The sequence below is a fragment of the Fibrobacter sp. UWH5 genome, assembly GCF_900142505.1.
Lineage (GTDB): Bacteria > Fibrobacterota > Fibrobacteria > Fibrobacterales > Fibrobacteraceae > Fibrobacter.
Map to the genome: position 1 here is coordinate 1 of NZ_FRBB01000045.1, position 1,976 is coordinate 1,976.

Below are 1,976 nucleotides of genomic sequence, written 5' to 3' on the forward strand. Positions count from 1 at the left end.
CCAAGCAACGGGATCATGTCGCAGATTGGCCGTTACGCCATCAACGTGATGGTGGACAAGGGTAATGCTAAATATCCTTGGCTGCCTACGAAGGCAATCGTTGTTTATAACGGAACTGACCCCTGGGACCCACTCGCTCAGTACAAGAACATCCATGCCATGTACAACGGACGCATTCCGCATTTCGAGTTCGCCTTCGTGAACCTGGCGGAAATTGACGACGACCTTTGCCTTGCCCACGGCAACGCCGAGGCGGCCATTGGTGCGATTACCATGAAGTATGCTTTCGACATGGCAAAGTACGAGTCCTTGCTGCCGGAAATCGAGAAAAAATTGCGTGTATTGCCCAGCAGCGAAAGTGCTTGCCTTGTAAGTAAGATTGAGTTATATTTGGATGAGTATGTCAGCCGCAAGGCATTGGAGGAACTGAAGATGGCTTTCAAGAGTATTGGACAAAGGCTTGGCTTTGTGAGCGCCGGAGACGAATACCGCGCCCTTGAACGCAAGGTTCGCAGAATGGAGTCGGCAAGCAAGGCAAAAGATGCGAAACTGGCTGCGAGTGAAGCTAAACTGGCCGACCAGGCCAATGCTCTTGCTGAGAAGGACAATGCTCTTGCTGAGAAGGACAATGCTCTTGCTGAGAAGGATGCACTGATTGCTGCTCTTCAGGCGAAGCTGGCCGAAAAAAGCAAATAGCTGCTGCAAGCATTTCGCATAACGTTAGGACCCCTCGCGGGTCCTTTTTTTATTTGCGTCATTCCAGCGATTCCATTGCTGTCTCCCCGCACCCCTCCGGTGTCCACGACCTGTTCGGGGATCTCCTTTGTTCGTGCTAAAAAATTTTACAATCTTTTTTCAAAAAATCGGGATCCATTCCCCGCAAAAAAGCGTGTATAGGATTGGTGGCAATTTTGCCTTCCCGCAAAGGCTCTTTTCGAGATGGCGTCAAGGACTAACAAGAACCTGGCCGACATCCTCGCCGAAGTGGACCTGGATACCCTTGAAGAAATCCCCGAGGCCTTCGACGAAGTTGGCGAGCGGGGCGAAGCGGATCTCGCCTTCAAGGTGAAGGCCCTCGCCGGTGGTGAAATGCGTTTTGGCCTACTGCTTGAACACAAGTCCTCGCCAAGCAACGGGATCATGTCGCAGATTGGCCGTTACGCCATCAACGTGATGGTGGACAAGGGTAATGCTAAATATCCTTGGCTGCCTACGAAGGCAATCGTTGTTTATAACGGAACTGACCCCTGGGACCCTCTCGCTCAGTATAGGAACATTCACTCCATGTACAACGGACGCGTTCCGCACTTTGAGTTCGCCTTCGTGAACCTGGCGGAACTTGACGATGAGATATGCCTTGCCCACGACAATGCCGAGGCTGCCATTGGTGCGATTACCATGAAGTATGCTTTCGATATGGCAAAGTACGAGTCCTTGCTGCCGGAAATCGAGAAAAAATTGCGTGTATTGCCCTGCAGCGAAAGTGCTTGTCTTGTCGGCAAGATTGAGTTATATTTGAGGGAGTACATTAGCCCAGAGGCATTGGAGGTTCTGAAAATGGCATTCCAGAGTATTGGACAAAGGCTTGGCTTTGTGAGCGCCGGAGACGAATACCGCGCCCTTGAACGCAAGGTTCGCAGGATGGAGTCGGCAAGCAAGGCAAAAGATGCGAAACTGGCTGCGAGTGAAGCTAAACTGGCCGACCAGGCCAATGCTCTCGCTGAGAAGGATGCACTGATTGCTGCTCTTCAGGCGAAGCTGGCCGAAAAAAGCAAATAGCTGCTGCGATCATTTCGCATAACGTTAGGACCCTACGCGGGTCCTTTTTTGTTTGCGTCTCCCCCGCGCCCCTCCGGTGTCCACGACCTGTTCGGGGATTTCCTTTGTTCGTGCTAAAAAATTTTACAATCATTTTTCAAAAAATCGGGATCCATTTTCCGCAAAAAAGCATGTATAGGATTGGTGGCAATTTTGCC

2 protein-coding genes are annotated in these 1,976 nt (G+C 51.0%); both read left to right on the forward strand.

Features of this window, described 5'->3' with window-relative positions:
• Positions 1-696, forward strand: a 696-nt coding sequence (locus BUB38_RS15575) for an Rpn family recombination-promoting nuclease/putative transposase (protein WP_371328342.1), incomplete at its 5' end; no start/stop codon positions are given.
• 243 nt (positions 697-939) lie between these two features.
• Complete coding sequence (locus BUB38_RS15580; RefSeq protein WP_073161647.1) at positions 940-1,779, forward strand: Rpn family recombination-promoting nuclease/putative transposase; 840 nt, start codon at positions 940-942, stop codon at positions 1,777-1,779.
• Positions 1,780-1,976 lie beyond the last annotated feature (197 nt).